Annotated in this window: 2 protein-coding genes and 1 pseudogene; 2 read left to right on the top strand and 1 reads right to left on the bottom strand. The window is 61.2% G+C overall.

Annotation, left to right across the window (positions count from 1 at the left end):
* Positions 1-404, top strand: a pseudogene (locus tag MAMT_RS11205) (transposase); the annotation flags it as partial.
* Positions 405-665: 261 nt separating this feature from the next.
* Positions 666-1481 (top strand): transglutaminase-like domain-containing protein, encoded by an 816-nt coding sequence (locus MAMT_RS11200; RefSeq protein WP_142661107.1) that lies wholly within the window; start codon positions 666-668, stop codon positions 1479-1481.
* Between the two features lie 235 nt (positions 1482-1716).
* Here MAMT_RS11200 and MAMT_RS11195 read toward each other — a convergent pair.
* A partial coding sequence (locus MAMT_RS11195) for an IS1634 family transposase (RefSeq protein ID WP_142661106.1) occupies positions 1717-2344 on the bottom strand: 628 nt, incomplete at its 5' end.

Here is a 2344-nt window from a genome sequence, read left to right as displayed (position 1 = left end):
AGGCCCTCAAAACATGGCAACAATCCCATCCGCAGCTCTTCCAAAAATCAGCACGCAATCATACGGGACCTGACACCTACGCCGTCCAATACGACAAGGCCGCCGAATGCCTGAAGAAGGACCGCGAGCCGCTGCTCGCCTTCTACGACTTTCCGGCCGAACATTGGAAATATCTGCGCACGTCGAACCCGATCGAAAGCACCGTCGCCACCGTCCGGCACAGCCCGATCCGGTCGAAGGGATGCCTCTCGAACAAGACCGCGTTGGCAATGGTGTTCAAGCTGGTCGCCGCCGCGCAGAAGACCTGGCGCCGCCTCGACGGCCACAACCAGTTGCCAAAGATCATTCGAGGTGTGAAGTTCACCGACGGGTGCGAGGTCATCGCCAAGCCAGGCGACCTTCAATCCAAACCGCCGCCGCCTGATCCTTCATGCCATCACCAAAAATCGGCGATAGCTCCTCGGCCTTTCGGCGACCCAGAGTACGACGTGGAAGTGGTCGTTGTCCGGCGATGTCCGACGTCTTCCCCTACAAGAACTTCTCGGCACAATGTTTGCGTTGCGTTGACGAGGAGACATGAGGTTTTCTGAAACCGCGCCCGCGTTCGTGCGGCGCACATCGTTTCCGCCATGCGCCCTTGACTGCGACAGCGAGAGGATCGCCCAATGCTGATCGAAGCGGGATTCGACATCGCATTTGAATGTCCGGCCCAGACGCCGATGCTCCTTCAGCTCAACGTCCACCCCACTCGTGACGCTGACCTGCTCACGCCCGACAGGATCAACTCCAATCCTCCTCTTGCGATGCGCTCCTATGTCGATCTTTTCGGTAATCGCGTCACGCGCGTCGAGGCTCCCGCCGGCCTCGTCACATTCTCCAATCGCTTCGTCATTCATGACTCTGGCGAGCCAGACGAGGCGCCGCCGGATGTGTGGACGACGCCCATCGCAGACCTTCCCGACGACGTGCTGCTGTTCCTGGTCTCGAGCCGGTATTGCGACAGCGACAAGCTCGCCGACTTTGCCTGGTCGCGGTTCGGAAACTTGGCTGGCGGCGCCAGGGTCGTGCAGGCGATCTGCGATTTCGTTCACGCGAAAATCCGCTTCAGCTACCCGGATGCGCGCCCGACCCGCTGCGCCAGCGATTCCATGCAGGACGGCATAGGCGTCTGCCGCGACTTCGCCCATCTCGCCGTTGCGCTCTGCCGCTGCATGAACGTTCCCGCCCGCTATTGCACCGGGTATCTCGGCGACATCGGCGTTCCGGTCGACATCAATCCAATGGATTTCAGCGCCTGGTTCGAGGTCTTTCTGGCGGGGCGCTGGTACACGAAAGACGCACGTCACAACCATCCCCGCATCGGCCGCATTGTCATGGGACGCGGTCGTGACGCTGCGGACGTTGCGATGTCGACCGCCTTTGGCGTCGCCAATCTCGCGCGCTTTGAGGTGCTGACTCAGGAGCAGGTTGAGCAAGGCTGATCACGCTGGACACGGCGCCGCCGCTCAGCGCCCACGTCTGCAGCCCTCGTAGCTCGTGCGGTTAGAGCCCGGGATCCATCGGCGGCCCGATGGTCACGCCAATTGTTGCCACGCAAATGCCGAGGGGCGGGTGCGCCGCGCGGAAGCCCGAGGCCAACGTCGATGACGGCTATCCGAACTTCCGGGCCAAAAATCGTAAGTGGTTGCGAGAGAACAACCGGCTTTTTCTTTATGGCTACGCTGTCGCCCAGGCCGGCGGATTTCGGAAGAGAGAGCGGATGCCGAGTCGGTCGATCCAGATTTCCAGCGGCTTCGGGATGTGGGCAAGACGCCTTCCTAAGTCCTTGCCCGCGGCGTAAAGGGTGCCGACTCGGATCGACTGGAGTTGCTGGAGGATCCGAGGAACGTCTTCGGTCACCCCAAGCTTCTTCCATTCCTGGGAAAGCTTGGCAGTCAGCCAGTAGGCCAGGAAGCAGATCCGAACATGGTTGCGGACCCGATCGGGGCGCCAGTGATAGACGGGGCGGACCTCAAGCGAGCTTTTCAGATCGGAGAAGGCCGATTCGACGGCGGCAAGACCTTTGTAATGACGGAGCACCGTCTCGGGAGCTGCTTGTTCCGCAGGGAGATTGGTCTGCAAAAGATACCAGCCGTCGAGCGATGCTTCCTCCCGGATCGCCTCCTCATTGCGTTTCCAAAAGAAGCTTCCTGTTCCGTCGATCCCGTAGAGGAAGTATTTGTGAGCTTTGAGTCGCTCCAGCCTCCGCCCGACCCGACTCCCGAGCTGGACGGGATCGATGCCCCTGGGAAGCGACTCCGCCAGCGCCTTGAGTTCCTCTTCGCCTCGCGCTACCCGCGTCTTT

It is taken from the genome of Methylacidimicrobium tartarophylax (assembly GCF_902143375.2).
Classification (GTDB): domain Bacteria; phylum Verrucomicrobiota; class Verrucomicrobiia; order Methylacidiphilales; family Methylacidiphilaceae; genus Methylacidimicrobium; species Methylacidimicrobium tartarophylax.
This window is presented reverse-complemented; position numbering and strand designations above follow the sequence as displayed.